Annotated in this window: 23 protein-coding genes; 16 read left to right on the forward strand and 7 right to left on the reverse strand. The window is 65.2% G+C overall.

Translation table 11 applies throughout. The features are described 5' to 3' along the window. The first annotated feature begins 354 nt into the window (after window positions 1-354). Window positions 355-897 carry a hypothetical protein gene (locus JQ617_RS36630; protein WP_212030595.1) on the forward strand — a complete coding sequence of 181 codons (543 nt, stop codon included), beginning with the start codon at window positions 355-357 and terminating at the stop codon, window positions 895-897. A gap of 111 nt (window positions 898-1,008) precedes the next feature. Beyond that, on the forward strand, window positions 1,009-2,340 hold the full coding sequence (locus JQ617_RS36635) for a lipase family protein (protein WP_212030596.1): 1,332 nt from the start codon (window positions 1,009-1,011) through the stop codon (window positions 2,338-2,340). 18 nt (window positions 2,341-2,358) lie between these two features. On the opposite strand, the gene JQ617_RS36640 is transcribed toward JQ617_RS36635, so the two are convergent. After that, window positions 2,359-3,795, reverse strand: a complete 1,437-nt coding sequence (locus JQ617_RS36640) for a glutamine synthetase family protein (protein ID WP_212030597.1) — start codon at window positions 3,793-3,795, stop codon at window positions 2,359-2,361. 181 nt (window positions 3,796-3,976) lie between these two features. Continuing rightward, complete coding sequence (locus JQ617_RS36645; RefSeq protein ID WP_212030598.1) at window positions 3,977-5,335, reverse strand: aromatic ring-hydroxylating dioxygenase subunit alpha; 1,359 nt, start codon at window positions 5,333-5,335, stop codon at window positions 3,977-3,979. A 113-nt stretch (window positions 5,336-5,448) separates the two neighbouring features. Between JQ617_RS36645 and JQ617_RS36650 the strand changes: the two genes are divergently transcribed. The 4 genes from JQ617_RS36650 (at window position 5,449) to JQ617_RS36665 (ending at window position 8,701) form a co-directional block, all read left to right on the forward strand. After that, the gene (locus tag JQ617_RS36650; RefSeq protein WP_212030599.1) at window positions 5,449-6,234 is read left to right on the forward strand and encodes an IclR family transcriptional regulator domain-containing protein; all 786 of its coding nucleotides are present in this window, start codon (window positions 5,449-5,451) and stop codon (window positions 6,232-6,234) included. A gap of 107 nt (window positions 6,235-6,341) precedes the next feature. Continuing rightward, complete coding sequence (locus JQ617_RS36655; RefSeq protein WP_212030600.1) at window positions 6,342-6,674, forward strand: PRC-barrel domain-containing protein; 333 nt, start codon at window positions 6,342-6,344, stop codon at window positions 6,672-6,674. A gap of 79 nt (window positions 6,675-6,753) precedes the next feature. Next, on the forward strand, window positions 6,754-8,490 hold the full coding sequence (ybaL, locus tag JQ617_RS36660) for a YbaL family putative K(+) efflux transporter (protein ID WP_212030601.1): 1,737 nt from the start codon (window positions 6,754-6,756) through the stop codon (window positions 8,488-8,490). After that, complete coding sequence (locus tag JQ617_RS36665; protein WP_212030602.1) at window positions 8,441-8,701, forward strand: hypothetical protein; 261 nt, start codon at window positions 8,441-8,443, stop codon at window positions 8,699-8,701. Before ybaL ends, JQ617_RS36665 begins: the two co-directional genes overlap by 50 nt. A 108-nt stretch (window positions 8,702-8,809) precedes the next feature. Here the strand turns inward: JQ617_RS36665 and JQ617_RS36670 are convergent, their stop codons facing one another. Further along, complete coding sequence (locus JQ617_RS36670; RefSeq protein ID WP_212030603.1) at window positions 8,810-9,490, reverse strand: transglutaminase-like domain-containing protein; 681 nt, start codon at window positions 9,488-9,490, stop codon at window positions 8,810-8,812. Window positions 9,491-9,649: 159 nt separating this feature from the next. Here JQ617_RS36670 and JQ617_RS36675 point away from each other — a divergent pair, with 159 nt between their 5' ends. After that, window positions 9,650-10,429, forward strand: coding sequence for a B12-binding domain-containing protein (locus JQ617_RS36675; protein WP_212030604.1), 780 nt, complete (start codon window positions 9,650-9,652; stop codon window positions 10,427-10,429). Between the two features lie 7 nt (window positions 10,430-10,436). Here JQ617_RS36675 and JQ617_RS36680 read toward each other — a convergent pair whose 3' ends face one another. Both JQ617_RS36680 and JQ617_RS36685 read right to left on the reverse strand, forming a co-directional pair. Beyond that, window positions 10,437-10,835, reverse strand: coding sequence for a group II truncated hemoglobin (locus JQ617_RS36680; RefSeq protein WP_212030605.1), 399 nt, complete (start codon window positions 10,833-10,835; stop codon window positions 10,437-10,439). Between the two features lie 139 nt (window positions 10,836-10,974). Beyond that, window positions 10,975-11,883, reverse strand: coding sequence for a helix-turn-helix transcriptional regulator (locus JQ617_RS36685; protein ID WP_212030606.1), 909 nt, complete (start codon window positions 11,881-11,883; stop codon window positions 10,975-10,977). 123 nt (window positions 11,884-12,006) lie between these two features. Here JQ617_RS36685 and JQ617_RS36690 point away from each other — a divergent pair, with 123 nt between their 5' ends. The 5 genes from JQ617_RS36690 (at window position 12,007) to boxB (ending at window position 18,495) form a co-directional block, all read left to right on the forward strand. Next, window positions 12,007-13,548 carry a benzoate-CoA ligase family protein gene (locus JQ617_RS36690; protein ID WP_212030607.1) on the forward strand — a complete coding sequence of 514 codons (1,542 nt, stop codon included), beginning with the start codon at window positions 12,007-12,009 and terminating at the stop codon, window positions 13,546-13,548. A gap of 143 nt (window positions 13,549-13,691) precedes the next feature. Then, window positions 13,692-14,510: an alpha/beta fold hydrolase gene (locus tag JQ617_RS36695; RefSeq protein WP_212030608.1), complete on the forward strand. Its 819-nt coding sequence runs from the start codon at window positions 13,692-13,694 to the stop codon at window positions 14,508-14,510. An 18-nt stretch (window positions 14,511-14,528) separates the two neighbouring features. Then, the gene (locus JQ617_RS36700) at window positions 14,529-15,053 is read left to right on the forward strand and encodes a DUF309 domain-containing protein (protein WP_212030609.1); all 525 of its coding nucleotides are present in this window, start codon (window positions 14,529-14,531) and stop codon (window positions 15,051-15,053) included. A 121-nt stretch (window positions 15,054-15,174) separates the two neighbouring features. Then, complete coding sequence (boxC, locus tag JQ617_RS36705) at window positions 15,175-16,863, forward strand: 2,3-epoxybenzoyl-CoA dihydrolase (protein WP_212030610.1); 1,689 nt, start codon at window positions 15,175-15,177, stop codon at window positions 16,861-16,863. A 180-nt stretch (window positions 16,864-17,043) separates the two neighbouring features. Beyond that, window positions 17,044-18,495: a benzoyl-CoA 2,3-epoxidase subunit BoxB gene (gene boxB / locus JQ617_RS36710; protein WP_212030611.1), complete on the forward strand. Its 1,452-nt coding sequence runs from the start codon at window positions 17,044-17,046 to the stop codon at window positions 18,493-18,495. A 128-nt stretch (window positions 18,496-18,623) separates the two neighbouring features. Here the strand turns inward: boxB and JQ617_RS36715 are convergent, their stop codons facing one another. Then, entirely contained in the window at window positions 18,624-19,424 is an 801-nt protein-coding gene (locus tag JQ617_RS36715; protein WP_212030612.1) for an SDR family oxidoreductase, read from the reverse strand. A 71-nt stretch (window positions 19,425-19,495) separates the two neighbouring features. Next, window positions 19,496-20,554 carry a polysaccharide deacetylase family protein gene (locus JQ617_RS36720; RefSeq protein WP_212030613.1) on the reverse strand — a complete coding sequence of 353 codons (1,059 nt, stop codon included), beginning with the start codon at window positions 20,552-20,554 and terminating at the stop codon, window positions 19,496-19,498. A gap of 164 nt (window positions 20,555-20,718) precedes the next feature. Between JQ617_RS36720 and JQ617_RS36725 the strand changes: the two genes are divergently transcribed. The 4 genes from JQ617_RS36725 to JQ617_RS36740 all read left to right on the forward strand — a co-directional run bounded on the left by JQ617_RS36725 (window position 20,719) and on the right by JQ617_RS36740 (window position 25,309). Continuing rightward, window positions 20,719-22,113, forward strand: a complete 1,395-nt coding sequence (locus tag JQ617_RS36725; protein ID WP_212030614.1) for an OmpA family protein — start codon at window positions 20,719-20,721, stop codon at window positions 22,111-22,113. A gap of 2 nt (window positions 22,114-22,115) precedes the next feature. Further along, a complete protein-coding gene (locus JQ617_RS36730; protein WP_212030615.1) occupies window positions 22,116-22,418 on the forward strand; it encodes a hypothetical protein in 303 nt (100 codons plus the stop codon). Window positions 22,419-22,856: 438 nt separating this feature from the next. Further along, on the forward strand, window positions 22,857-23,912 hold the full coding sequence (locus tag JQ617_RS36735; RefSeq protein WP_063686396.1) for a putative bifunctional lysylphosphatidylglycerol flippase/synthetase: 1,056 nt from the start codon (window positions 22,857-22,859) through the stop codon (window positions 23,910-23,912). Between the two features lie 98 nt (window positions 23,913-24,010). Further along, window positions 24,011-25,309, forward strand: coding sequence for an ATP-binding protein (locus JQ617_RS36740; protein WP_212030616.1), 1,299 nt, complete (start codon window positions 24,011-24,013; stop codon window positions 25,307-25,309). Window positions 25,310-25,379 lie beyond the last annotated feature (70 nt).

Below are 25,379 nucleotides of genomic sequence, written 5' to 3' on the forward strand. Positions count from 1 at the left end.
CAGGCTGACCAATTGACCCCACATGACCGAACTCCATTGTTGATCACGCGGCGACTCTAGCCCTGTCGTCTTTCCAGCGGTTTTCGCCGGGCAACGAAAATGGCTTCGTCGAAGGGGGGCGGCGTGTCGTCGGAACGGGCGGGACGAAGTCGTCTCACAGGTGTGTGAGGGGGCGGGGCGGCGGGGCGACAACCGTGTTGCGTGAACCAGACGATGTCCGTTGCGATCAACCCATATCAGAGGTAGTAAGGGTCGGGGGTCTTCGCGGAAGATCATTTGGGAAAATGTCACCGCGCCAGCATGACATCGCAACCTGACGGGAATTCTCATCGTCTGCGCTGGAGAGCCGGCCTGTTGCTGCTCGTCGTCCTGCCTTTCCTCCCGGAATTGGTGATATTGCTCACCTCTCTCTTCGCCGAATTGTGGGGATGTCGGCCCGGCAGCGATACGGGCTGCTCGATCGGCTCTTCCGCCGCTGAGATCATCCGTCATGCGCTGGATGCCGGTTTCGTGGTCGGCTCCCGCTTTGGCGACGGCCTCGCCGTGTTGTGGCTCGCGGCCTGCTGCTGGCTGATCACGCAGGGCTGGCCCCGGTTATGGTCCCGATTGCTGCTGGCGTTTGCGGTCAGTCTCGTCTGCGCATTCGTCCCCTATTTCGGCCCGATGCTTTCGATCAGCCATCTCGTCAATCCCAAATGCTCACCCAACGAGGGAGGCGTGGGTGACTGCATCGTCTATGGCGGCGATGTCGGCGGCGTGGCGCACCAAGTGGTCGGCCTGGGCTGGAGAATTCTCGAGGGGGCTCCGATCGCGATCGGGATATTCGTTCTCTATGCCATCGTCGCGGTGGTCGCCGATCTGCGTGCGAGGAGGCAGGCTCTCCGGTCCCCGGGCTGATTCTTTTGACCGGCCTCCCGCTCAGCCGGTCTCTACGCGATATTGCCAAAAAAGCGCGGCTATGGTCTCATGCAGCCATAGATTGTCGTTTATATATTTGGAGACGTTGCCATGCGGTTTCGTTTCGCAGCATTTCAGGTCATTCTCGCCAGCGCGGGCGCCGCCATCTGGCTTTCGTCGGTTCAGATCGCCGCGGCCCAGTCCAGCGATCCCGACATCCTGGCAGCCTATGCCTACAGATATGCGGACTATTACCTGCCTTATGCCATCCAGTCGTCCACGGCCTACAAGCCGGTCGGCACACTGAATACGATGCGTGATGCCGGCCTCGGCGAGGAAGTCGATTACGCGGTACAGAATGCGATTCCCGCCTCGCAGGAAGATCTCAGAGGGTACGCGCGGAAGATATTCAAGCCGTGGCGCTATCAGTTCGGCAGCGATTCATACCTCACTTGCCTCGATCCGGCTGACGACGCCTGCAAGGCAGCTTACGCCAGGCGCGGTTGGGATTTTGGCAGCGGCCCGACATACCAGGTATGGGCTCGGACGCGTGCGGCTGCGCGCAGCTCCTGCAGCGAGGTGAGCATTGCGTTCCGCGGTACCGTCGGGCTTTCCGGAGGCGACTGGTACTCCAATCTCAGTCGGTTCGGTTCGCCCTACGACGACTATTATAAGCAGCTGCAGCGCAACGTGGACTCGATCATGAAGCAGATCCAGAATCTGGACTGCTACAAGCGGGCGGCCAGGAAGCCGCAGATCGTTTCGACGGGGCACTCGCTCGGTGCCGGCCTCGCGCAGTTCGTCGCGCTTGCGACCAGGTCCGGCGGTCCGCGGATCGCCAAGGTGCTCGCGTTCGACCCGTCCCCGGTGACCGGCGCGCACCTCGTCAACAAGGCGCTCCTGACCGAAAACGTCCAAGGCCTCGTCATCGACCGCGTCTATGAGACCGGAGAGGTCCTGTCATATGCCCGCACGGCCGTTCAGGAATATCCGCAGGCAAGGTCACGCTGCAATCCGCAGGTGCGAACGGTCGAGGTCAAGGCTGCACGAGGCTCGGCCGTCGGACTGCATGGAATCGAGCTGCTCGCAACCAACCTTGCGGACCTCACCTACAACGAAGGCAATTCGTTGGGCTACCGCGCGCCGGCTACCCTGGTTGGCGGCTGCGGCGTCATCTATCGTCCCGATGCCGACGAGCAGCTGATCGCGCGCGGCGGCAACCAGCGTGATGTCGGGTTGCGCCGCGTTTACGCGCGAAATGCCGGTCGGCTCGTCGCTACGCATCAGGCCAATCCAGCGCTGCGCGCAGGCGTGACACAAGCCGGCTTCCGCCAGCCGAACGCTGAGCCGGGCACCCGCATGGCGGCCGGCCCGGCGGCCAATGCGTTCGCCCTTGCGGCCGGAGGCGTGCCCAGCTTCACGCCGTTGCCTCGTGCAGAATGACGGAAGCTGATTGCCGACTCAGAACATCTCGAAATATTCGCGATGTTCCCAGTCTGTCACCTCCGCCAGGAAGCGGTCGATCTCGGCGTTCTTGATGTGGGTGTAATAGTCGACGAACTCGGGCCCGAACTTCTCGCGGAAGAACGGATCGTCCTTCAGCGCGCTGACGGCATGGCGCAGCGATTTCGGCAGCAGCGGGGCCTTGGTCTCGTAGGGCGTGTCGGCCGACGGGCCGGGATCGAGCTTGCGGTCGACGCCGTCGAGGCCTGAGAGAATCTGCGAGGCCATGTAGAGATAGGGATTGGCGGAGGGCTCGCCGATGCGGTTCTCCAGGCGGGTGGCGGCATCGTTGGCGCTGCCAAGCACGCGGATCATCACGCCGCGATTGTCGCGGCCCCAGATCGCGCGGTCCGGCGCCAGCGAATAGGAGCGGTAGCGCTTGTAGCCGTTGATGGTCGGCGTGGTGAACACGGCCGATGCGCGGGCGTGGTCGAGCAGGCCGGCAAGGTAGGACTTGCCGAACGGGCTGAGCGGCTCGGTGCCGTCCTTCGCCATGAACTGGTTCTCAGCCGTCGCGCGCGAGACGATCGACTGGTGCAAATGCCAGCCGCTCGCGAACACGTTCGGCAGTTTCGGCCGGCACATGAAAGTGGCGTGGTAGCCGTGGCGGCGCGCGATCTGCTTCACGGCGCTGCGGAACAGCACCATGTTGTCGGCGGGCTCGAGGCCCTTCTTCGGCGCGAAGGTGAATTCGCACTGGCTCGGCCCGAACTCGACCTCGACCGAGCGCAAGGGCAGTCCCAGCGCGACGATGTCGCGGCGCAAGATCTCCAGCACCGGCTCCATCTGATCGAAGCGCTGCTCGGTGAGGTATTGATAGCCGTGGCTGAGCAGGCTCACCGACGGCGGCGTGCCCGGCTGCCCGGCGTCCTCGGGGCGCATATGCGGATCGTCGAGCTTGAAAATATGGAATTCGACCTCGAGGCCCGCGACGAAGTCGTGGCCGCGCGCGCCGAGCTCGTCGAGCACCCGCTTGTAGAGCCCGCGCGTGGCGAACGGCACAGGACGGCCGTCATTGAAGTAGAGATCGCACAGCACCCAGCCCGTCGACGGCGCCCACGGGAGCACGCGAAACGTGGCGGGATCGGCGACCATCAGCACGTCGGCCGCGCCCTCCATCTCCTTCATGCCGAAGCCGCCGCCTGCGGTGAACACCGGAAACACCGTGCGGTGGGAGGTGTCCTTGGCGAGCATGGTGGTGGTGATGGAGCAGCCGCTCTCCAGCGAAGCGATCGCTTCGGTGGCGATGATGGTCTTGCCGCGCAGAATGCCGTGCTGGTCGGGGAAGGCGAGGCGGATGACTTCGAGGTTCTTCTCCTCGACGATGCGGCGCATGCGCGCGGCCGCGTCCTTCTGCTCATCCGACCACAACGCATGACGCGCGACGAAAGTCACTTTGCTATTCCTCCAGTCTTGAGGCGCGAAGCATGCGCCACATTCTCCGTCATTGCGAGGAGCCCGCGACAAAATTGCAAAGCAATTTTGCGCTGGTGCGACGAAGCAATCCAGAGTCCCTCCGGAGAGGCAGACTGGATTGCTTCGCTGCGCTCGCAATGACGAGGATAGGCCGTCACTCTCACTCCGCCGCCGTCAGTCGATGTACATTGTCCGCGATCTCCTTCGGCACCGGCGCGGTCCACGGTGCGCCGCGGCGGCGCTTGACGTCGACTTCCATCCAATAGGTCTCCCAGCCCCGCGTCGGGCCGATCCCGTCCATGGTCGCCGGTCCCTGGATGCTGCGTGCATTGGCCTCGTCCAGGAACAGCATCGGCTTCTCGCCGCCGCCGACCTTCTCGATCTCCTGCCGCAGCAGGCGGCGATATTGCACGATCGCCTTGTCGCTCGAGCCGAGATGCTCCTTGGTGCGGTCCTGGATCGCACCCATCGACTCCACCGCCCACTGGTCGTGGACGTTGATGTCGGTGCCCATGCCGGTATAGGTCGCGGTCTGCTGCTCGTGCGGATCGAAGCCGTAATCGTTGCTGCGGTTCTTGCGCGACTTGTAGTCGGGCAGTTCATAGAGCTCGAGCCGCTGCTCGCGCATCTTCTGCTTGTCGACCGGGTTCGAATAGCTGGTGAAGATCGCGTACCAATAGCAGTTCTCGTCATCGACGGGCACGTGCCACTGCGTGATCGTCATCTCCGTGCTCATGGGAATGACGAAACCGTGCGGGAAGAGCTGGTTGGTGACGCGCACATGGGTGCGCTCCTCGTCGATCTCGCGCAGTGCGATCAGCCGCAGGCCGTATTCTGTGTGCTCGACATTGATGATCGGGCGGTCGTATTCGCGCAGGATCTTCGTCATCGGCAGATCGCTGCCGGCCGAGGCGCCGCGGAACTGCTTGCCGTAGGCAGTCGAGGTGTCCTCGTCCTCGAAGAAGCGGTGCAGATAGGAGGCGTGCGCGGGGTCGATGCCGACCTCCAGCGCCTGCAGCCAGTTGCAGGCCATGTGGCCCTTGAACGCGAAGGTGTGAGTGTTGGGCGCGACGAAGCAGTCGAGTTCCGGAAAGGCGGGCGGGGCGCCTTCGCCGAGATAGGCCCAGAGGATGCCGCTCTTCTCCACCACGGGATAGGAGCGCTGGCGGATGTTCTGGCAGAGCTTGGAATCCTTCGGCTCGGCCGGGGTCTCGATGCACTGGCCGGTGGCGTCGAACAGCCAGCCATGGAAGGCGCAGCGCAGGCCGCCGTGCTCCAGCCGCCCGAAGGCGAGGTCGGCGCCGCGATGCGCGCAGTGGCGGTCGATCAGGCCGTAGCGTCCCGTCTCGTCACGAAACAGCACCAGGTTTTCGCCGAGCAGCCGCACGGGACGGATCGGCCGCGCGCCCTCGAGTTCATCCACCAGCGCCGCCGGCTGCCAGTAACTCCGCATCAGCTTGCCGCAGGGATCCCTAGGCCCGGTGCGGGTGATCAGGTCGTTCTGCTCCTGGCTCATCATGGCGAGTGCATCCTTTGTGGAGGGGCGATTGTTCGCCTATTGAACGAATGGGCGAATTATGACATGCCTTGAACCGGCAGCAAGCACTATTTTGCAGGATTGTCCCAGGCACCATGCCCAAGCTGAAACGGAGTGAGACCGACGAGCGCCCGACCGATTTCGTCGAGGCTCTCGATCGCGGCCTGCGGCTGCTGCAGTGCTTCGGGGCGAATACGGGCCCGATGACGCTGAGCGATCTCGCCCGCGCCGCCGATCTGCCGCGCGCCACCACACGGCGCATGCTGTTCACGCTCCAGCGCGCCGGCTACGTCAGTGGTGACGGAAAGCTGTTCTCGCTGACGCCGCATGTGTTGACGCTGGCGGCGTCGTATCTGCGGTCCAACCAGCTGGTCGCGGTGCTGCAGCCGGTGCTCGATCGCGTCGCGACCGCGGCGAACGAAATCTCCTCGCTCGCGGTGCTCGACGGCGATGACGTCGTGTTCGTCGCACGCAGCAGCCCGGCGCGCATGTTCTCGGGTGGACTCGAGATCGGCTACCGCCTGCCGGCTTTCTGCACCTCCGTCGGCCGCGCCATGCTTGGCCAGCTCGACGACGCCGATCTGGCCGCGCGCCTGCAGATCATGAAGCGGGATGCGCTGACGCCGCAGACGGTGACCGACCCGAAGGCGCTGCTCGCGCGCATCGCCGCCGACCGCGCCCAGGGCTATGCACTGGTCGACCGCGAGGCCGAGCCGCACTTCCGTTCGATCTCGGTTCCCGTCCGGCGCTACGACGACACGATCGTCGCGGCCATCAACATGGGCGCCCATGTCGACCGGGTTCCGGCCGAAGAGCTGGTCGACCGGTTGCTGCCGCTGCTCCGCGAGGGGGCGGAATCGGTGCGGTCGCAGTTGCTGTAGCCCGGGTGAGCGCAGCGATACCCGGGAATCCGGGACCCGGATGTCGCTTCGCTCATCCGGGCTACAGAGCTATACTCCGCGTCACGCAAGAAACCAGGGAGGACGCCATGCAGCACAACATGGTTCCCAGTGATCGCGTGGAGCATGTCGGCGTCTATGGACGCAACGACGTGAAGCTCGGAACGATCGAGCGGCTGATGCTCGACAAGGTGAGCGGCACGGTCGCCTATGCCGTGATCAAGACCGGCGGGCTGATCGGCGCGCGCCATCATTATCCGGTGCAGTGGAGCGCGCTGAAATATGATCCGGCGCGACAGGCTTTTCGGGTCGACGTGACGCTGGAGGAGCTTGCCAGCGGGCCCTGCGAATTCGACGGCGACGAATTCGACTGGGGCGATCGTTCGCGGCCCTACGCACACGCGAACTACTGGTCGGTCTGACGGCGCGCTGACAGTTGCGAGCTGACCCGCGCGCACAGGTCGCGGTGCATGCGCGCGCATGCTGTGTCAAAAGGAAAAAATGCCGCATGACACACCTCTCATCGCCACCATCGTCGTTGGACTTGGACTAGCTTTCGTACTCGGAACAATCGCGCAGCGGTTCCGCATTCCGCCGCTGGTCGGATATCTGCTCGCCGGCGTCGCGGTCGGTCCGTTCACCCCCGGCTTCGTCGCCGACCAGGCGCTCGCCACGGAGCTGTCGGAGCTCGGCATTATCCTGCTGATGTTCGGCGTCGGCCTGCACTTCTCGCTGCAGGATCTGCTCAGCGTCCGCAACATCGCCGTTCCCGGCGCCGTCGTGCAGATCGCGGTCGCGACCCTCATGGGCCTCGGTCTTGCGCATGTGATGGGCTGGGGTGCCGGCGCCGGGCTCGTGTTCGGCCTCGCTCTGTCGGTTGCGAGCACTGTCGTTCTGCTCCGCGCGCTGCAGGAGCGGCGGCTGATGGAGACCGATCGCGGCCGCATCGCCGTCGGCTGGCTGATCGTCGAGGACCTCGCGATGGTGCTCGTGCTGGTGCTGTTCCCCGCGATCGCGAGCCTTCAGGGCGGCGCCGATGGCAAGCCAACCTTCGAGCCGCTGGCCGCACAGCTCGGTCTTGGTCTCGCCGGCGTGGTGATGGTGACCATCGTCAAGATCATCGTGTTCATCGGCCTGATGCTGGTGGTCGGCCGCCGCGTCATTCCGTGGATCCTTCATTATATCGCGCACACCGGCTCGCGCGAATTGTTCCGCCTTGCCGTGCTCGCGATTGCGCTGTGCATCGCGTTCGGGGCAACGAAGCTGTTCGACGTCTCGCTGGCGCTCGGCGCCTTCTTCGCCGGCATGATGCTGCGGGAATCGCCGCTCAGCGCGCGGGCCGCGCAGGAATCGCTGCCGCTGCGCGATGCCTTCGCCGTGCTGTTCTTCGTCTCGGTCGGCATGATGTTCGATCCGATGAGCGTGGTCCGGGAGCCCTGGCCGCTGCTGGCGACGCTCGCGATCATCATGCTCGGCAAGTCGATCGCCGCGTTCCTGATCGTGGTGCTGTTCCGGCATCCCGTCGCGACCGCGCTCACGATCTCGGCGAGCCTGTCGCAGATCGGCGAATTCTCCTTCATCCTGGCCGAGCTCGGCGTTGCCTCGCAGATGCTGCCCAGCGCGGGCCGCGACCTGATCATGGCCGGCGCGATCCTCTCCATCATGCTCAACCCGCTGATGTTCGCGGCGGCGACCTGGCTCGCGCCGCGGCTCGATCCCGGGCGAGACACACCGAAGGCGGCTGCCGCCGTGCCCGAGCCGATACGCACCACCGATCTCACCGGCCATACCATCGTGATCGGCTATGGCCGCGTGGGTGCGCTGGTCGGTGATGCCCTGATGGAGCGGCAATTGCCGTTCCTGGTCGCCGAGGTCGGTGCGAGCGCGCTCGAGAAGCTGAAACAGGGCGGCATCGAGACCGTCATGGGCAATGCCGCGCAGCCCGAGATTCTCGGCGCCACCAATCCGTCGCGGGCACGCCACCTCGTGATCGCGATTCCCGAGGCGTTCGAGGCCGGACAGATCGTGCAGCAGGCGCGCGCGGCCAATCCGGATATCCGCATCATCGCGCGGGCGCATGCGGATGCCGAGGTCGATCATTTGAAGGGGCTGGGGGCGGATGTCGTCATCATGGGCGAGCGGGAAATCGCGCGCGGCATGATCGAGGAGCTGGAAAGGAGAGTCCCGGATGCTGCCCAGCAAGATCCCCGCGCACTCGCGGTTGGTTCGGTCGTATGACCTGATCACGCCGGCGGGGCGGACCTACAGGTTTCCGCCGCCGACATTGCTGCAGCGGCTGGTGCGGTGGGCAGTCGGGCACGCGGAGACGGTAGCGATTTCGGCGGCGATCCTGGCACTGATCTATGCCGCCGGCTTTGTCGCGGAGGCGCTGGACGGGTCGGTGTTTGATGCGTGCAGTGATCAAGTCGGAGTGCGTAGGGTGGGTTAGCACAGCGTAACCCACCATTGTCTATCTCCGCGCAGACTGAAGAGGTGGGTTACGCCGAGCAGATGCGCTTCGCGCATCTGCAGGCTAACCCATCCTACGCACCGTGGCTTACCGTTCCTCCGCCTCGCGCTCCATGTCGCGGCCCGAGAGATCCTCGCCCTGCATGTTGGCGTAATCGCGGGCCATTTCGCGCATCAGGAACTTTGCCGGCACGTCGTGATAGGTGCCGCGGTCGTTGACATATTGCATGTAGGCGCGCCCCTCGCCGTCGAACGGGTGCAGCAGCGCGTCGCTATGGCCGTCGAAATCGAGCGGCGCGACACCGACCTTGGCGCAGAGCGTGTCGTTGAAGGTCGGCGTCGCCTTGCGCCAGGCGCCGTCGACATGCACCTCGGTAAAGCCGTGCCAGGTGAAGATGTCCGTGCCCATGCTGGCGCGGAGCTTTTCGGTGGTGAGGTGGTTCTTCACATCGGCGAAGCCGACGCGCGCGGGAATGCCGTGGACGCGGCAGGCGGCGGCATAGAGCGAAGCCTTGCCGACGCAATAGCCTTGCCCCGCCGCGAGCACGCTCGAAGCGCGGAACGTCTCGGCGACGCGCATGCTGACGTAGGGATTATAGCGGATGCCGTCGCGCACCGCCTTGTAGAGCACGCTCGCTTTTTCGCGCGCGCTCGCATCGGCGCGCACGGCGTCGTTCGCGAATTGCTGCACGGCCGGATGGTCGCTGTCGATGTACTCGCCGGGATCGGTGTAGAGGCGGCGGATGGTGTCGGGGAGGATGTCGGTCATGGCCAAAGCCTAACAGCGGGAATTCCGCATTCAATTTCGTTCGTCGCACGCCCCCCATGCTCGCTGCACTACCCCGTAACCGCTTGCGTCGAGCCGCTATCGCTTTTGCAGGCGGCGATGCTGCGCTAGGCTGGGTGGAACCGGAGAGGGAGCGGTCGCGTGCTGAAATGGTGTGCCCATTGCCAGCAGTTCATCGGCGAGATGCCGCCGCACGCGGACTACGGCATTACGCACGGCCTGTGCCGCAAATGCGCGGGCGAGCGGCCGGATCTGCTCAGCGGCGATGAGTATGCCCACGCGGTCGCGCTACGCGACATCTTTCAGTCGTTGTTTGCGGCGGGGCGCAGGAGCGATTTCGATGCCGCAGGGCCGCTGGTCGACCAGGCCATTGCCGCCGATTGCCGGCCGGTCGACATCCTCGTCGGCATGATCGCACCGTTGCTCTACCAGATCGGCGACGCCTGGGAGCGCGGCACGCTCACCGTCGAAGGCGAGCACGAATTCACCGCTTTCGCCGAGCGTGTGATCGATCTCGTCGAGGCCAGGATGAGGCTGGCGTGGTCGCAGCCGGAGCGGCCTGCCGGCGATCGCCGCTATCTCCTGATGAATGCGCCCGGCAACACCCATGTGGTCGGGATTCGTATTCTCGGCCTCTGGCTGCACAACAAGGGATGGCCGATCCGCCATGTCGACGATGGCACGCTTTTCGATGCGCTGACCGAGCATTCTCTTGCGGACGAGCCAAAGACCTTGCTCGTCTCGATCGCCCTGCCCGAGCAGCGCGAAGCGGTCGCCGCGCTGGTCGAACGCGTGCTGGCTCTGCCGGCGCCGAGCCGTCCGGATATCGTGCTCGGCGGCTACGCGGTCAAGACCGGCCAGGTGCCGCGCATTCGCGGCGCGAAGCTCGCCGCCGACATCAGCGCGCTCGGCCTCGACTGACCGCCGTTCACTGCCGGTTGCGCATCCAGTCGGCGAGGCCGGAGATTGCCTTGTCGAGGTCCTGTCGCGCGCCGGCGTCAGGGATCGTCTCCTCCATCGCGCCGCGCATGCAGAGCAGCCACGCATCGCGCTCGGCGTCCCCGATGGAAAAGCCGATATGGCGCTGACGCAGCCGCGGATGCCCCTTCTCGGGCGTATAGAGCTTCGGGCCGCCGGTCCATTCGGAGAGATAGCGCTTCAGCACGTCCCGGATCAGCCCGAGATCGTCCGCATGCATGTCGCGAATGACCTTCGCCTCCGGCAGCGTGTCCATGCGGTCGTAGAAGCGATCGACGAGGGCGTCGATCGTGGCACTGCCGCCGATCCGCTCGAACATGGAGATGGTGGTGACGTCGCTGGAGGTCATTGTGGATCCGGAGGTGGTGATGCTGGGCTCGCATATAGTGTTGTTGGAGGTCGCGCACAAACTCCACCGTCGTCCCGGCCTAGTGCGCAATTGCGCACGGGGGCCGGGACGACAGCGGAGAATTTGGATGCAGCGAGAATTACAGCGCCACGCTCCGCAGCCCGAAGCTGCGGGCTTCGTTCTGCAGCACCGGGCGCACCGCATCGATGAGACGCGCGGCCGCGGCATCGACGCTGAGCCCCGCGGTATCCACCACCGCCGTCGCGCGCGAATACAGCGGCTCGCGGCTCAGGAGGATGTTGCGCAGCTCCGCCATGGCTGAGCGGTCGTCCGCCATCGGGCGCAGATCGCCCTGGCGGCGGACGCGGGCCATGTGCTCTTCCGGCTCGGCCTTGAGCCAGATCGTGTAGAACGAGGTCAGGATCTGGTCGAAAGTCAGCGGCTCCGAGACGATGCCGCCGCCGGTCGCCAGCACCATCAGCTCGTTGCGCGCGAGCAGCTGCTGCAGCGCCGCCTGCTCCATGCGGCGAAAGCCTTCCTGGCCGTACAGCGCGATGATCTCGGCGACCGAGAGGCCGTTCTGCTGCTCGACTTCCTTGTTGAGCTCCACAAAACTCCAGCCGATCTTCTTCGCCAGCATCCGTCCGAGCGTGGACTTGCCGGCACCGCGCAGGCCGATCAGCGCGATGCCGCAGAACGGCGCGCGCCCCGGCGCCGAGGCGCTGCCGCCGGCGAGTAGATCTTTCGCCTGCGCGATCTGCGCGGGCGTCGCCTTGCGCAGGAGATCGCGAAACATCTGCCAGTCCGGCGTCGGGTCGGCGCTGGGCAGCAAATCTTCGAGATGCGCGCCCATGGCGTCGGAGACGCGGCGCAAGAGCACGATGGAGACATTGCCCTTGCCGCTCTCGAGCTGCGCGATGTAGCGCTCCGAGATTCCTGATACCTTGGCGAGCACCTTGCGCGACATGCCGCGCAGTGCGCGCATGGTGCGCACACGTTGGCCGAGCTGTTCGAGAAATCGGGATTCGGCGTCGGGACTTTCGGTCATGAGCCTTCTTTAAACGGATGTCCTGCGGCGCATTTTAATGAAACATAGTGCCTGCTGGCATTGACAGCAAGCTGTCACAGTGTCTTTCTATGAATTATAATTCTAAAATCTGGGGAGACGACCGTGAGCGAGGGATCCTACAACGCGGTGACCTGGCTGCTCGACCGTAACGTCGAGGAGGGCAGGGGAGCCAAGCTCGTCTTCGACGACACCGTCTTGCGGCTCACCTATGGCGAGCTCCAGCAACAGACCCGGCGCGCCGCCAACATGCTGCGCCGGCTCGGCGTCCGCCGCGAGGAGCGCGTGGCGATGATCATGCTGGATACGGTCGATTTCCCGGTCGTGTTCCTGGGCGCGATCCGCGCCGGCATCGTTCCGGTGCCGCTGAACACGCTGCTCACCGCGGACCAATACGCCTACATCCTCGCCGACTGCCGTGCGCGCGTGCTGTTCGTCTCCGAGGCGCTCTATCCCGTCATCAAGGACGTGGTCGGCCGCATGCCCGATCTCGAGCATGTCGTGGTGTCGGGCGCCAAGCAGAACGGCCACAAGCAGCTCACTGAGGAAATCTCGGGCGAGAGCGATCAGTTCACCACGGCCGTGACGCATCCGGACGAGCCGGCCTTCTGGCTCTATTCGTCAGGTTCGACCGGCATGCCCAAGGGCGTGCGCCACATCCATTCGAACATGCAGGCGACCGCGGACACCTATGCCAAGCAGGTGCTCGGCATTCGCGAGAGTGACGTCTGTCTGTCTGCGGCAAAACTGTTCTTCGCCTATGGCCTGGGCAATGCGCTGACCTTCCCGATGTCGGTTGGTGCCACCGTGATCCTCAACAGCGAGCGGCCCACGCCGGCGCGCATGTTCGACCTGATGAACCGCTACAATCCGTCGATCTTCTACGGCGTGCCGACGCTGTTCGCGGCGATGCTCAACGACGAGACCATGAAGGCCGAGCGCGGCGGCAAGGCGTTGCGCATCTGCACCTCCGCCGGCGAGGCGCTGCCGGAATCCGTCGGCAACAGCTGGAAATCGCGCTTCGGCGTCGACATTCTCGACGGCGTCGGCTCGACCGAGCTGCTGCACATCTTTCTCTCGAATGCACCCGGCGACATCAAATACGGCTCGTCAGGCAAGCCGGTGCCGGGCTATGCGGTGCGGCTCGTCAACGAGGCCGGCCAGGATGTCGCCGACGGCGAAGTCGGCGAACTCCTGGTCGATGCGCCTTCGGCCGGTGAAGGCTACTGGAATCAGCGCCACAAGAGCCGCCGCACGTTTGAAGGACCCTGGACGCGCACCGGCGATAAATATGTTCGCGACGCGGATGGCCGCTACACCTTCTGCGGCCGCGCCGACGACATGTTCAAGGTCTCCGGCATCTGGGTCTCGCCGTTCGAGGTCGAGAGCGCGCTGATCACGCATCCGGCTGTGCTCGAAGCCGCCGTCGTGCCCGAGGCCGATCCCGAAGGGCTTTTGAAGCCGAAAGCGTTTGTCGTGCTGCGGCCTGGTGCGAAAACCACGGAGCTGCACGAGATGCTGAAGGAGCACGTCAAGCAGAAGATCGGCCCGTGGAAATATCCGCGCTGGATCGACGTGGTGGAGTCCCTGCCGAAGACCGCGACGGGCAAGATCCAGCGGTTCAAGCTGCGCGAGGGCGCAAACTAGCAATAGGTCGTCATGGCCGGGCAAAAGCGCGGAGCGCGTCTTAAGCACGATGACCCGGCCATCCACGTGTATCCGCCATTGAGGGAAGCCGTGGATGCCCGGGTCAAGCCCGGGCATGACGACGGAGAGAGAAGAGCGCAAGCATGACCAACCTCACCCCAACTGGCGTCCTCAGCATCGGCGGCGCCAGCCTCGAATACAAATGGCTCGCGCCGCAAACAGCCGATGCGCCGACCATCGTCATGCTGCATGAGGGCCTCGGCTCCGTCGGCCTCTGGGGCGACTTCCCGGATAAGCTCCAGCAGGCGACCGGCGCCGGCATCTTCGTCTATTCGCGCGCGGGCTACGGCCAGTCGAGCCCGGCGGCGCTGCCGCGGCCGCTCGACTACATGCAGCGCGAGGCGCTGGACGTGCTGCCGAAGGTCCTCGATGCGATCGGCTTCAAGCGCGGCCTCCTGCTCGGCCATTCCGACGGCGCCTCGATCGCCACGATCTATGCCGGGGCGCACCAGGATCACCGGTTGCAGGGCCTCGTGCTGATCGCGCCGCATTTCATCGTCGAGGACATCTCGGTGGCATCGATCGCCGCGATCAAGACCAGCTTCGAGACCACGGACCTCAAGCCCAAGCTCGCGCGCTGGCACAAGGACGTCGACAACGCCTTCTACGGCTGGAACGGTGCCTGGCTCGACCCCAAGTTCCGCGACTGGGACATCTCGGAATATCTCGCCTACATCCGCGTTCCCGTCATGATCCTGCAGGGTGCCGGCGACCAATATGGGACACTGCGCCAGGTCGAAATTGCGCAGGAAGAGTGCTATTGTCCGGTCGATATTAAAGTCATTTCAGAGGCGGGCCATTCCCCGCATCGTGAAGCGCCGGGGGCGACGCTTGACGCGATTGAGCAATTTGCAAGTGCGGCCCTGCGCGACGATCAGGGACTTCAGGTACACGCCGCATGAACATGCGGAGGCACATCCATGAAGGTGCCTTCACATGCGAGCGGCCCGCTGCCGTGGCCGCGATGGGCCTATGTGCCGGGTGAGACCGGCGGGGTCGAGGCGGATTACGAGACGCTCGACAAAGCCAAGGCGCTGGTGCCCTCGGCCTTCCGCGGCTACGTGCCGGCGCGCCATCCGGCGCTGCGCTACGGGCTGGCGCTGAACGACCGCGGCTATTTCTGGGAGTCGCAGGAGGTGCTTGAGGCCGTGTGGGCCGCCGCTCCGCAAGGTGGCCGCGAGCGCATTCTGCTGCGCGCCTGCATCCACGTCTCCAATGCGAATCTGCGGCTCCGGATGCAGCGGGCGCATTCGGCGGCGCGGCTGTTCGGCGATGCCCAGGTGGAGCTGCGGGCGCTGCGTTCGCGGAAGGCGGCGGCCGGCGGCGACGGCTTCGTCGAGAGCTTTCCGGTGCCGGCGCTGACCGCGCTGCTCCAGGCCAAGCTCGGCCGTCCGGAGCTCTCCAAGGCCGACTGGATTGCCCTTGCCGCCATAGTGCGGTCCTAGCCGCCCGCATGAAACAAAGTGCATGCATCCTCGGTTAAGGGCTAGACGCCTTCCAAAAGATGCACTATTGTGCATCTAACGGTTAACGCCATAACGCATAATCAAGCTCAAGGATGGGCCCATGGCCGGGGAAGATCGGCGCCTCGCAGGCGGCGCGACATTCATCGATTTCCAGACCGAACCGTCCCGCTACAAGCACTGGAAGCTCGCGGTCGACGGCGATGTCGCGACGCTGACCATGGACGTCGACGAGAATGGCGGGCTGTTCGAAGGCTACCAGCTCAAGCTCAATTCCTACGATCTCGGCGTCGACATCGAGCTCGCCGATGCGATCCAGCGCCTGCGTTTCGAGCATCCCGAGGTGAAGGTCGTGCTGATGCGCTCGGCCAAGAACCGCGTGTTCTGTGCGGGTGCCAACATCCGCATGCTCGCGGGCTCGACCCATGCTCATAAGGTGAACTTCTGCAAATTCACCAACGAGACCCGCAACGGCATGGAAGATTCCTCGGAGAATTCGGGGCAGCGTTTCATCACGGTCGTGAACGGCTCGGCCGCCGGCGGCGGCTATGAGCTGGCGCTCGCCACCGACCACATCATCCTCGCCGACGACGGCGCGTCCGCCGTCGCCTTGCCCGAAGTGCCGCTGCTCGCGGTGTTGCCCGGCACCGGCGGGCTCACCCGCGTCGTGGACAAGCGCAAGGTGCGCCGCGACCACGCCGACTTCTTCTGCACCATCGAGGAAGGCGTGAAGGGCAAGCGTGCCGTGCAATGGCGCCTCGTCGACGAGATCGCGCCGAACTCTAAGCTGGAAGCCAAGATCGCGGAGCGTGCCAAGGAGTTCGCGGCGGCGTCGAAGCGCAAGGGCAGTGGCAAGGGCATTGCGCTGACACAGCTCAAGCGCGTCATCGACGAGACCAGCATTCGCTACGGTTTTGTCAATGTCGACATCGACCGCACGGCCCGCATCGCAACCATCTCGATCAAGGCTCCCGAGGCCGCGCCGCCCGCCGACATCGACGGCATGCTGGCGCAGGGCGCTGCGTTCTGGCCGCTCCAGGTCGCGCGCGAGATCGACGACGCCATCCTGCATCTGCGCATCAATGAGCTCGAGATCGCGATGCTGGTGTTCAAGAGCCATGGCGACCGCGCCCATGTGCTCGCCAGCGACGCGTTCCTCGAAGCCAACAAGGCGCACTGGCTGGTCAACGAGATCAGGCACTATTGGAAGCGCGTGCTCAAGCGCATCGACGTCACCTCGCGCACGCTGGTGACGCTGGTCGAACCCGGCTCCTGCTTCGCCGGCACGCTCGCCGAGCTCGTCTTCGCCGCCGACCGCTCCTATATGCTGATCGGCACGCGCCAGGGCGACAACCGCCCGCCGCCGTCGATCGAGCTGTCGGCGATGAATTTCGGGCCCTATCCGATGAGCCACGGCCTGACGCGGCTGGAGTCGCGCTTCCAGGCCGATCCTGCCGACGTGGAGCGCGCGGAAGCCACGCTCGGCACCGCGCTCGACGCCGAGCAGGCCGAAGAGCTCGGCCTCGTCACCTTTGCCCTCGACGACATCGACTGGGACGACGAGGTCCGCGTGTTCCTGGAGGAACGCGCCAGCTTCTCGCCCGACAGCCTCACCGGCATGGAAGCGAGCCTGCGCTTCGTCGGCCCCGAGACGATGGAGTCGAAGATCTTCGCGCGCCTCACCGCCTGGCAGAACTGGATATTCCAGCGCCCGAACGCCGTCGGCGAGGAAGGCGCGCTGCGCCGCTACGGCAGCGGCCAGAAGCCGAAATTCGATATGACGCGGGTTTGATGACTTTCGTGTCCCGGGCGCGCTGCGGCACCAAAAGCGCAACGCGCGTCTTCAACGCGCTATGGTGACGCTGCGCAGAACCGGGACCCATAGCGGACCGAACAATGGGTCCCGGCTCTGCAGCGCACCGCTTCGCGTTGCGCAGCGTCCGGGACAAGGGACAGACCAAGGAGCACGGCCATGAACATGAACATCATGAACGTCGACTACTCGACCAAGATTCCCAACAACGTGAATCTCGCCGAAGACCGTCAGGTGCTGAAGGCACTGGAGGGTTGGCATCCCGGCTATATGGACTGGTGGAGCGACATGGGCCCTGAGGGCTTCCAGGAGTCGCTGGTTTACTTGCGCACCGCTTACTCGGTCGATCCGCGCGGCTGGGCCAAGTTCGATTATGTCCGCATGCCCGAATATCGCTGGGGCATCCTGCTTGCGCCGCAGGAAGAGAACCGCGTCGTCCCGTTCGGTGAGCATTTTGGTGAGCCGGCCTGGCAGGAAGTGCCCGGCGAATATCGCGCTATGCTGCGCCGCCTGATCGTGATCCAGGGCGACACCGAGCCGGCCTCGGTCGAGCAGCAGCGCCATCTCGGCAAGACCGCGCCCTCGCTCTACGACATGCGCAATCTGTTCCAGGTGAACGTCGAAGAAGGCCGCCATCTCTGGGCGATGGTCTACCTGCTCCAGAAATATTTCGGCCGCGACGGCCGCGAAGAGGCCGATGATTTGCTGCGTCGTCGCTCCGGCGATGCCGATGCGCCGCGCATGCTGGGCGCCTTCAACGAGGCGACGCCGGACTGGCTGTCCTTCTTCATGTTCACCTATTTCACCGACCGCGACGGAAAGATGCAGCTGCACTCGCTGGCGCAGTCGGGCTTCGATCCCTTGTCGCGCACCTGCCGCTTCATGCTGACGGAAGAAGCGCACCACATGTTCGTCGGCGAGACCGGCATCACCCGCGTCGTGCAGCGCACCTGCGATGCGATGCGCGAGGCCGGCATCACCGATCCTACCGACATCGCCAAGGTCCGTGCGCTCGGCGTGATCGACCTGCCGACCATCCAGAAGAAGCTGAACCTGCACTACACGCTGTCGCTCGACCTGTTCGGCTCGGAGGTCTCGACCAACGCGGCGAATGCCTTCAACACCGGCATCAAGGGCCGCTATCATGAGACCCAGATCGACGACGATCACCAGCTCAAGAACTCGACCTATCCAGTGCTCAAGCTGATCAACGGCGAGATCAAGCTGGTCGACGAGCCGGCGCTGACCGCGCTCAACATGCGCCTGCGCGACGACTACAGCCAGGATTGCGTCAAGGGCATGCTGCGCTGGAACAAGGTGATCTCGACCGCCGGCTATCAGTTCCAGCTCAAGCTGCCCAACGTCGCCTTCCACCGCCACATCGGCGAGTTCAAGGACGTGCATGCGACGCCCGACGGCATTCTGATCGACGATGCGACCTGGGCGAAGCGCAAGGACGAGTGGCTGCCCTCGACCGCCGACGGCGACTTCATCACCTCGCTGATGCAGCCCGTCACCGAGCAAGGCAAGTTCGCGTCGTGGATCTCGCCGCCGAAGGTCGGCATCGACAACAAGCCGGGCGATTTCGAGTACGTGAAGATCGAGTCGTAGGGGCCACTCGCGAGGCGCGACGGCCGCGCTACAAACTCACCTGTCGTCCCGGCCTAGCGCGCAATTGCGCGCTAGGCCGGGACGACACCGAAGTGTGACGCGCTGTCCGTGCCGCGCAGCCCCGCCGCCTACCCCGCGATCTCCAGCCCCGCATTCGCGTACACCACGCCGCCGTCCACCGCGATGGTGTTGCCGACCACGTAATCGCCCGCGCGCGAAGCGAGATAGATCGCCACGCCCGCCATGTCCTCGTCGGTGCCGATGCGCCGCGACGGAATGCGCTTTGCCACTTCGTCCGAATGGTCGCGCGCGGCGCGGTTCATGTCGGATTTGAACGCGCCCGGAGCGATCGCGGTGACGTTGATGTTGTCCTTGACCAGCTTCGTCGCCATGCGCCGCGTCAGATGGATCACCGCGGCCTTGCTGGCGGCGTAGGAATAGGTCTCGCTCGGATTGACGAAGATGCCGTCGACCGAGGCGATGTTGATGACCTTCGCGGGGCGCTCCGCGCTCGCCGCCGCGCGCAGCGGCTTCGCCAGCGCCTTGGTCAGGAAGAACAGCGACTTGACGTTGAGGTCCATGACCTTGTCCCAGCCGCTCTCGGGGAATTCGTCGAACTCCGCGCCCCAGGCGGCGCCTGCATTGTTGACGAGGATGTCGAGCTTCGGCTCCAGCTTGATGATTTCGCCGGCGAGCTTGTTGCAGCCTTCGACGTTGGAGATGTCGATCGGCAGCGCGATGCACTCGCCGTCATATTGCGCGGAAAGCTCCTGCGCCGTCGCTTCGCAGGGCCCGGCCTTGCGCGCGGTGATGTAGACCTTCGCCGCGCCGGCGCTCAGGAATCCCGCCGCGATCATCTTGCCGATGCCGCGCGAGCCTCCGGTCACGAGCGCGACGCGGCCCTTGAGCGAGAACAGATCGTTGAACATGGTGCCTCCCTTGGTTGGCGCCCGTTGTGGGCGGCGCGGGCAGGGGAGTCAAGGAAGCGTGGGTGTGTGGCCTACGCCGCCGCGATCCGGCGAAAACCGTTCCACATCGCGGTCGCGGCGCCCGAGGTCAGCACCGGCAGGATGCGCGTGTCCTGGTAGTTGCCGTTGAGCGAGACGCGCGGCAACGCGGTCATGTGGCCGGCGTTCTCGGCGAACAGCATGCCGGGGCGCGTCGTTACGGCCGTCTTGAAGCCCGCGGCGGCGGCGAGCGCGAATTCCCGATCGCCGGCGGCATTGCGGTCGCCATAGGGGTAGGCGAAGTGCAGCACCGGACGCTCCAGCGCCTGCTCGATGCGCGCACGGCTCACCGCCATCTCCTGCGCGGCGATCTCCTCGCTCTGCCGTGCCAGATTGCAATGGCTGATGGTATGGGCGCCGATGGTGACGAGCGGATCTGCGGCAAAAATCTTCGTCTCGTCCCAGGACAGGCAGAGGCCGCGGCACAGCGCTGCCATGTCGACGCCGTGCCGGGTGCAGAGCGCCTCGATCTCGCGCTTGAGGTCGTGCTCGCCGGGCAGCGCGCGCAGCCAGTCGTGCAGGCGGTCGAACGTCGCCTGCTTCGCGGCCGGCGTCGTCGCATCGAGCCGCAGTGCGGAATTGCCGATGCTGACCTCGATCTGATCGGCCTTGGCGATCACGGCCTCCAGCGCGGTCCACCACAGCCGTCCGGTGCCTTCCGCGAAATCGCTGGCGACATAGACGGCCAGAGGCGCGTCAAATTCGCGCAGCACGGGCAGCGCATAGTCGAGATTGTCGCGATAGCCGTCGTCGAGGGTGAAGGCGGCGAAGCGGCGGTCGAAGCGGCCTTGCACCATCCGCGCGTGCAGCTCGTCCATGCTGACGATGTCGATGTCGCGCGAGCGCAGATGGCTCAGCGTGGCGCGCAGGAATTCGGGGGTAACTTCCAGATGTCGGTTCGGCTGAAACGCGCCATCACGGGCCGGCCGCACGTGGTGCAGCATGAAAATGGCGCCGACGCCCGACAGAAGCGGGCGTAGCAGGTGGTGCGCCCCGCTGAAGTAAAGTGCTCCCAGCCCGGCACGGATGACGTTGTTGCGCAGTTGTTTCATGACCGGCTGGCGGACCTTGGCATTCCGCCTTCAACTTACGGAAGAACCCTTGAAGAAAAAGTTATTCCAATTGTCCATGCATGGCCTTCGGAAGGACGCCATTTCCGGTTTGACAGCCCGCCAAGGGTTTGTTTTGTCTCCGGTTCCAGAGTTCGGGTCGTCGAATGCAGAAGCTTTTCAGGTGGGCCAGCAAATGGTGGCCGGGGCTCATCCCCCTGGCCGTCATGTGGGGATTTGCGGCCTGGAATAATACCTTGCCGGTCGAGGCGGACCTGTCCGCCCGCAGCTCGGCGGCGCTAAAGGATACCGTTCTGGACAAGACCCGGATCGCGGTGGACGGCCGCGACGTCAGTCTGGCAGCGGACGCCTTTTCCGAGGAGGGTCGGCGCGACGCCGTGATGGCGGTCGAGCTGGTCCCGGGCGTGCGCCTGGTCGACGACCGGACCCGCCTCGTTCCCGAAGCCAAACCCTTCGTCTGGAACGCCGAGCGCGACGTGGTGCGGGTGACGCTGTCCGGCTCCGCGCCCTTGCCTTCGATGAAGGCACGCCTGACCGAGGCGGCGCGCAAGGAGGTCAATGGGGTCGAGGTCGCCGACCAGATGGGTCTCGCCCGGGGTGCGCCGCCGCGTTTCGAGGCCGCCGCGATGCTGCTGCTCGACCAGATCGGCAAGCTCAAGGACGGCAAGATCACGATCACGGACACCAAGGTCAATCTGTCGGGCATGGCGCGCGAGCTCGGCGGTCGCGAGGCGATCGCGGCCGCGCTGAAGAATCTGCCCGAGGGATTCACGATCGCCGCCAACGAGATCAAGGCGCCGCCCTACATCTTCCAGGCCTACAAGGATCCGGTGGCCGCGACGGTGACGCTGACCGGCTACGTTCCGGATAACAATGTCCACGCGGCGATCGCCACCAGCGCCTCGCGAAAATTCTTCGGCGAAAAGGTCGTCGACAATCTCAAGGCCAGCATTGGCGCGCCTGCCTCCTTCAACCCCGCCGTGGTCGCAGCGCTCGGGGCGCTGTCGCGGCTGTCGACCGGGACGCTCGTCGTCTCCGATCGCGAGGTGAAGCTGTCGGGCGATGCGCTCTATGAAGGGGCCGCCAATGACATCCGCGCCGGCCTCGGCAAGGACTTCCCGAAGAACTGGCAGTACAAGCCGGAGATCACGGTGAAGCCGGCGGCGGGCCCGGTCGACGGCACAGTCTGCCAGCAATTGTTTTCCGAGCTCCTCGGCAAGGGCAAGATCCGCTTCGCGCCCAAGCGCGCCGACATCGATCCGGACTCCGCCGGCGTGCTCGACCATCTGATCGAGACGGCGCTGCGCTGCCCCAATGCCAATATCGAGGTCGCGGGCCACACCGACGCCGACGGGGAGGACGCTTTCAACCAGGCGCTCTCCGAGAAGCGCGCGCAGGCGGTGATCGACTACCTGGTCAAGGCCGGTCTGCCCGCCGCCCGCTTCACCGCGGTCGGCTATGGCGCCACGCAGCCTCTTGCCGGCAACGATACCGACGAAGGCAAGGCGCAGAACCGCCGCATCGAATTTCTGGTGAGGTGACCATGCCCTATCTCGTCTCGTTCCATATGGGCTGGCTGATCGGTTCGGTGCTGCTGGGCTTCTGCATGGGCTGGATCTCGGTGGTCCAGCGCGGCAACGGCACCTCGAAGGTCACCGCCCGCTGGCTCGCGCTGCTTGCCGCGGGGCTGGTCGCGGCCTCGTTCGCGCATGTGGTCCCCGGCCGCTTCGGCTACTGGCTCGACCTCGGCCTGATCATGTTCGCCTGCTATCTCGTCGGCTGCACCATCGGCGCCTGGTTGCGCGACCGGGTGGTCTCGCGCACCGCGCCGCCCGCCGCTCCGTGATGTTGCTGTGCACCCAGACCGTGGGGGCCGGGGTTGTCCCCGGCGCATCCCAAATCCGTTGACCCAAGGTCTGGGGGCCGCCCCTCTTTCAAGAGGCGGACGCGGCCCATAGATTGATTTGGGCTTAAGGCGTGACGGAACATTGTGCGGCTGAAATCATCAAAACTTCATGGCGCCTGCGCAGGATTGCCGCGGAGATTCGCGTCAAGCTTGCCGCCGAAAGCGCCAAACCGTGCACCGGGAGCCCGCAGCCTGCCTAAAACATTGAAGGCACGTGTTTTTGTTCGAATTGGCGAATTCCACTCCGCGTCGAAACGCGCTAGAGGAGCGTGGGGCGTGCGCGATACCGGAGCCGGCGGCGAGGGTTCGTCAAGTGCCTGTGCGTCGTCCGCCTGTTCGCTGGCCGTCCTGGCCGCTGAAGCGTTGTTCGAGGTCTAGATGCTGGAAGCCATACGCAGGGCGATGACGTTTCTGCGCCAGAAGCAAATCCTGCATAAGCTTGGAGTTGTGATCAGCGTCGCGGTCATCGGCATCGCTTGCTATGTGCTCTACCACATGCTGCGCGGCATCGATTTCAACGAAGTCCTCGAAGCGATCAAGAGCACCGAGCCGAGCCAGATCGCGATGGCCGGGCTGTTCGTCGCCGCAGGCTATTTCACCCTCACGTTCTACGATCTGTTCGCCGTGCGCGCGATCGGCCACGCCCATGTGCCCTACCGCATCAACGCGCTCGCCGCCTTCACCAGCTATTCGATCGGCCACAATGTCGGCGCATCCGTCTTCACCGGCGGCGCGGTGCGCTACCGCATCTATTCGGCCTATGGGCTGAACGCGATCGACGTCGCCAAGATCTGCTTCCTTGCCGGCCTAACCTTCTGGCTCGGCAACGCCGCCGTGCTCGGCCTCGGCATCTCCTACCATCCGGAGGCGGCGGCCTCGATCGACCAGCTTCCGGCCTGGCTGAACCGGACGCTGGCGCTGATGATCATCGTGGCGCTGATCGGCTATGTGGTCTGGGTCTGGACCCAGCCGCGTGTGGTCGGCCGCGGGCCCTGGACCGTGGTGCTGCCGGGCGGCCCGCTGACGCTGCTCCAGATCGCCATCGGCATCATCGACCTCGGCTTCTGCGCGCTGGCGATGTATGTGCTGGTCCCGGACGAGCCCAATCTCGGCTTCGTCGTGGTCGCGGTGATCTTCGTCTCGGCCACTCTGCTCGGCTTCGCCAGCCATTCGCCCGGAGGCCTCGGCGTGTTCGACGCGGCCATGCTGGTCGGCCTCTGGCAGATGGACCGCGAGGAGCTGCTCGGCGGCATGCTCTTGTTCCGCGTGCTCTATTATCTGTCCCCGTTCGTCATATCTGTAATCTTGCTGACGTTTCGCGAAGTTATAATCGGGGCCCGATCGAAGCGTTTGCAGCAGGCGGCGCTCAAGCTCGACCCCGGTCCGGCCCGTGAAGCCGCCTATGTGAGAGAGCGCAGCGATAGCGGCGCCTGACCGGCGCCAAGGTCCAAAGACAAGTTCCGAAGACAAGTCCCAGGACACGACCCCAGACACAGCCCACGGGGCAAGTCCTCCAGGAGAAGCCCGCCCAGATGGCGATCGACGCCCCTTCTTCTCCCGCCGCCCAGCCCTGGTCCGACCGGCTGCGGCACTCGACCGTCATCCTGATCGCCGCGGCGCTGGCGCTGTCGGTGGTGGTTTCGCTCGGCGAATTGTCGGCCCTGCATGCCGTTGCCGTGTTCCTCTGCATCGCCGCCGCGGCGCTGATCCCGTGGCGCCTGCACGACACCGCCGCCTCGCGCGATGATGTCCGCCGCATCAATCCGGTCGAGAGCGCTGCGGTCGCCGCGGTCGTCGCCGGCATGCCCGATCCTGCGGTGCTGCTCGACCGCGCCGGGCGCGTCATCCACCTCAACGCTGCCGCGGCCCAGCTCGCGCCGGCGCTCCGCCGCAACGAGCTCGCCCAGTTCGCGCTGCGCTCGCCGGAGATCATCACCGCGCTGCGCGAGTCGATCGCGACCACCGAGCCACGCCGCGCGACCTATCTCGATCATGTTCCGGTCGATCGCTGGATGGAGCTGATCATCACGCCGGTGCCGGTGCCGACCAGCTTCGGCGGCGCCGACAAATGCATGCTGATGACCTTCCACGACCAGACGCCGCTGCGCCGGGTAGAGGAGATGCGGGCCGACTTCGTCGCCAATGCCAGCCACGAGCTGCGCACCCCGCTGGCCGCCCTGTCGGGCTTCATCGACACGCTGCAGGGCCAGGCCAAGGACGATCCCAAGGCGCGGGAGCGCTTCCTGGGCATCATGCACAACCAGGCCACCCGCATGGCGCGCCTGATCGACGATCTGCTGTCGCTGTCGCGGGTCGAACTGTCGGCCCATGTGCGGCCCGACACCCTGGTCGACCTGCTACCGATCATCCGCCAGGTCGCCGACGGGCTGGAGCCGCTGGCGCGCGAGCGCCAGGTCGAGGTCGAGATTCATCTGCCGGACCCGCCGGTGATGATCGCGGGCGACCGTGAGGAGCTGCTCCGCCTGTTCGAGAACCTGATCGAGAATGCGCTCAAATACGGCGCCTCGGGCGGACGTGTCATCGTGTCGCTGACTTCGGGCGGCGCCACCGAGGGAACCCAGGAAATCCGCGTCATGGTCCGGGATTTCGGCCCCGGCATCGCCCCCGAGCACCTGCCGCGGCTGACCGAGCGGTTCTACCGGGTCGATGTCGGCGACAGCCGCTCGCAGGGTGGAACCGGACTCGGATTATCGCTGGTGAAACATATTCTTAACCGGCATCGCGGCCGGCTTTTGATCGAAAGTGTGCCGCGCCAGGGTGCCACCTTCACCGCCTGTTTTCCCCAGGTCAAGGCTCCTGCCGCAGCTTGAAAATCAAGCGATTTCAATCGCTTGTTGCTGTCATCCGACTGTCACGAAACCTTCGTAAAAGCACAGCCGT

The sequence above is a fragment of the Bradyrhizobium sp. KB893862 SZCCT0404 genome (genome assembly GCF_018130885.1).
Lineage (GTDB): Bacteria > Pseudomonadota > Alphaproteobacteria > Rhizobiales > Xanthobacteraceae > Bradyrhizobium > Bradyrhizobium stylosanthis.